This is a genomic window from Streptomyces sp. IBSBF 2435, assembly GCF_036815005.1.
GTDB lineage: Bacteria > Actinomycetota > Actinomycetes > Streptomycetales > Streptomycetaceae > Actinacidiphila.
The window spans coordinates 1-2,447 of sequence record NZ_JAJSYW010000356.1 but is presented as its reverse complement, the minus strand read 5'-3'; the positions used below and the strand labels follow the sequence as shown (position 1 = coordinate 2,447).

2 protein-coding genes are annotated in these 2,447 nt (G+C 74.5%); both read right to left on the bottom strand.

Going from position 1 to position 2,447, the window contains the following annotated elements; genetic code table 11:
• Positions 1-305: 305 nt before the first annotated feature.
• Positions 306-1,070, bottom strand: coding sequence for a TIGR03936 family radical SAM-associated protein (locus V7E46_RS33310; RefSeq protein WP_333771894.1), 765 nt, complete (start codon positions 1,068-1,070; stop codon positions 306-308).
• A gap of 162 nt (positions 1,071-1,232) precedes the next feature.
• A partial coding sequence (locus tag V7E46_RS33305) for a hypothetical protein (protein WP_333771893.1) occupies positions 1,233-2,447 on the bottom strand: 1,215 nt, incomplete at its 5' end.

The window sequence follows — 2,447 nt, the reverse complement described above, 5'->3', positions numbered from 1 at the left end:
GCGGGAGGCGGCGCGCCGGCGGCGGGCCGGAGCGGCTTCCGCCGGGGTGTTGTCCGTGGTGGGCTGAGGATCGGTCTGGTCGGGCATTCGGGCATTGCTCCCGTCGTGCTCCCGGGCGCCGCGTCCAGGTCGGAGGGGGCAGGCCGCTTGGATCGCGGGGCCGCCCTCCGGGGCGCGGGCGCCGCACGGGAGCTGCTGTGTCGCTCGTCGGCCGCCCGTGCGGGGGCCGACGAAAGTCTCATGTGGTCAGCGGCGCCGGACCCGGGTGGCTCCCTGGTGCGTCGGCGACGCGCGTGACGACGTGGCTACGCGGAACCGGCCGGCACCGCCACGGCGTCGCGATCTGGCGCGAGCGGGTCGGTGACCGTACCGGTGTCCTCGTCGAGCGGCCCCTGCGCCAGCCTGGTCACCGCTGCGGGGACCGGCGGCGCGAGGTCGGCCGTCGCATGGAGGCCGGACAGTACGTCGTCGGGTCGTACGGCAGGTGTCAGGTGTCGTACAACCAGCCGCAGTATCGCACAGGCGCGGTCCTGCGGCCTATCGGCATCCTGGCGCGTCGCGTCCAAGTCGTCCGGACCCTCGGTCACCTCGAACCGCGTGACCGCGGCCCGGCAGTCGAACGTACGGATGCCGTTCTTGGTGCTGCGCTGTACTTCCACGGTGTCCGCGGCCAGGAACGCCGCGACCGCCCGCCGGGCCTCGTCGACCTCGACACCGTCGAGCCTGAGCTGCCAGACCGACGCCTGGAGGCGTTCGGCCAGCCCTGGGGTGCGGGCCTCGACCGCCTCGATCACGTCGAGCCCGGCCGGCAGCGACTCGTCCAGCAGCGCCCGCAGCAGCTCCGGGTCGCGGAACTGCGCCAGGCCGATCTCCAGATACTCCGCCTCGCTGCCGACGCCGGTGGGCGCGGCGTTGGCGTACGACACCTTCGGGTGCGGCGTGAAGCCCGCCGAATACGCCATCGGCACCTCGGCGCGGCGCAGTGCCCGCTCGAAGGCGCGCTGGAAATCGCGGTGGCTGGTGAACCGGAGGCGGCCTCGCTTGGTGTAGCGCAAACGGATGCGCTGCACCGTCGGTGCGGGCGGCGGGCCTTCGGGCTGTCGCTTGCCCAGTGTCGTTCAGTCCCTACGTGCGTGTCGGGTGTACGTCGTCCGCTCCAAGGTTACGCCGCGAAGCACGGCCCCGCGGCCGCACGCCCGCCCATCTGCGGACAACCTTCCGCGATCCGGCTCTCAGCGGTGCGACGGCGGCGTGCGCCTGTCCTCGCGGCGCCCGAAGTCCTTGCGCGGGTCGGCCCGCCGCTCGGATGACGGCACCGGGGCGGGCCGCTCGTACGCGGCCGGCGCGGTGGCCGGCGGCGCTACGGCGGGCGGCTGGTACGGCCCGGGCCTGCGGCGCGGCGGTACGGGCGGCGGGCGGTGCGCGGGGGCGACGGCGAAGGCCCTGCGTACGGCCCGCCGGACCTCGGCGACAGCTTCCACGGCCGGCCGCCAGATCGCGTGCCGGGACCACCGCAGCGCCGGGCCGACGACCGAGCGCCAGACCCAGGCCACCGGTGCGGCGATCAGCATCCGGCCGGCCCAGGCCAGGGCGCGGCCGACCGCCCGCGACACATACGCCGTCCCCCGCCAGGCGAAGACCAGCGCCACCCCGGTCTCCCGGGCCACCGGCACGACGATCCGGCGCCAGACGAAGGCCACCGGCACCGCCACCAGATAGCGCGCCACGAAGACCAAGGGCACGACCAGCAGGTACCGCACCACGAAGACCGCCGGCACCACCAGTACGTACCGCACCACGAAGGCCAGCGCGATCCCGGCCGCACGCGCCGCCGGCACCACGATCCAGTGCCAGGCGAAGACCCCCGGCACCACGAGCAGATAGCGCACCAGGAAAGCCGCCGGCACGACCAGTACGTACCGCACCAGGAAGGCCACTGGTACGACCAGCGCGTACCGCACGACGAAGGCGAACGCGATCGCGACCGCGCGCGCCGCCGGGACGACCAGCGTCCGCCACGCCCAGACCGCGGGTATGACGATCAGCACGCGCACGCCCGGCACGAGGACGTGCCGCCAGAGCGCGTCCAGCGGCCGGACGACCAGGTGGCGCCACAGGAAGTCCAGCGCGACGACGAGCGGCACGAGGACGAAGCGGTAGAGGGCGGCCAGCGGCCGGACGACCGCGTAGCGCCACACGAACGCCAGGGGCGGTGCCAGCACGCGCCGCCACACCCACAGCAGGGCGGTGCGGCACGCGCGGCCGATCGCGCCCAGCAGGTCCCACAGCAGCCGCAGCGGCAGGACGACGGCGAACGCGACGACGCGTACGGGAAGCCGTATCGCGACCGTCAAGCACCCGTCGGCGCCCGGCTGTTCCGGCGCCGGACGCCGGGCCTCCCCCTGATAACCCATGGCCAGAACATAACCGACCACCCCCTCCCCCAC